Source organism: Sulfolobus sp. B1 (assembly GCF_007050195.1).
GTDB lineage: Archaea > Thermoproteota > Thermoprotei_A > Sulfolobales > Sulfolobaceae > Saccharolobus.
On sequence record NZ_QIMI01000262.1, the window covers coordinates 1 to 1,194 of the forward strand.

Genomic DNA, 1,194 nt, shown 5'->3' on the forward strand with positions numbered 1-1,194 from the left:
TAATATTTGAGGGTTCCCTATTTCTACCCTTTGGCTTAATGGGAAGGTTGTTAGGAGAGTATAACTAAGAAATTCCCTTTGTCAAGATCAACGATAAAAGTTCATTTTGATCCTCAAACTCCCTTTCCTATTGACATGTGGGATTTTTACCTTAGTCATAAGTTTTTTATTATGGCATAGAACGTCTCTAACTTATTGAGCCCCCTTCAAGAAGTTAATCACTGCCCTACTCTGACCGTCGTGATGGGATAAGTGACCAACTAAAAACGAGATCATTTTAACCACTAGCTTAAGTAGCCAATTAAGTAGGGAATGCCCTTCGACAAGACTAAGGGTAAGAGCTCAACCCTTTCCTTGAAGCTCCCTTTCCTAATGCCCTTGTTCTTTAAAAAGAACTCGTACTCAGTATGTTTTAAAATTTTAGAAGACTTGCCGTATTTGTACCACTTCTTCATATATCTGAACAGGGACTCCTCCTCCAAATGGTAGATTGCCCTTTCAACATAACCTACGTCTGTAAGGCAACTGTTAGAGAGTTTATACGCCTCGTAGTATACCACTGCGTCCTCATACATGATGAGCTTGTCTGCTAGCCCGTTGATATCCCTGTAGACCTTTAACAATATGTCCCTATCGTAGAACCTGGGCTTTATAACGCCTAATACTGGATTCAAGTTCTCTCTCCAGTGCCTATGTACTATTTCCTTGTCTAGCCTGTTTAGTCTTGCTATTATTCCCTTTCCAACGCTAGTCTCCTCAAGGGCCACTATCTTTTTCTCTACCTTTGGGATAAAGAGTAACTGAAGCCATAGAATATAGTTCCCTTAAGCTCACTATCGCTGATATTACTACCCAAATACTCTGTACCAGGTATCTTAGCCCCTATGACCTTTACCTTGACCTTCTCCGCTATTTTCTCAAGCAACTCTACATGGCTAAGATACCCCCTCTTGAGGATCACCAGTGCGAACTCCTCTTTGTCTTTAGAAAATTTATAGTTTGACACATCTAGGGGAGGATATACTACTCCTTCGGGGTTTCTATTGTAAAATAGTGATACAATCGTTGCTGAGATCTTGCTGTTGGCTAAAACAAGGTCGTAAAGACTCACGTATTCAGAGAACTTCAACGCATTATGAACGGCTAAAAAACTAGTTATTTTACCCGTAGCTTTAAGTCTCTGATATAACGGTT

At 40.2% G+C, this 1,194-nt stretch carries 1 protein-coding gene and 1 pseudogene; both read right to left on the bottom strand.

Annotation, left to right across the window (positions count from 1 at the left end):
• Window positions 1-284: 284 nt before the first annotated feature.
• A complete protein-coding gene (locus DMP16_RS10050) occupies window positions 285-767 on the bottom strand; it encodes a hypothetical protein (protein WP_069284235.1) in 483 nt (160 codons plus the stop codon).
• An 11-nt stretch (window positions 768-778) separates the two neighbouring features.
• Window positions 779-1,194 (bottom strand): annotated as a pseudogene (locus tag DMP16_RS11110) (hypothetical protein); the annotation flags it as partial.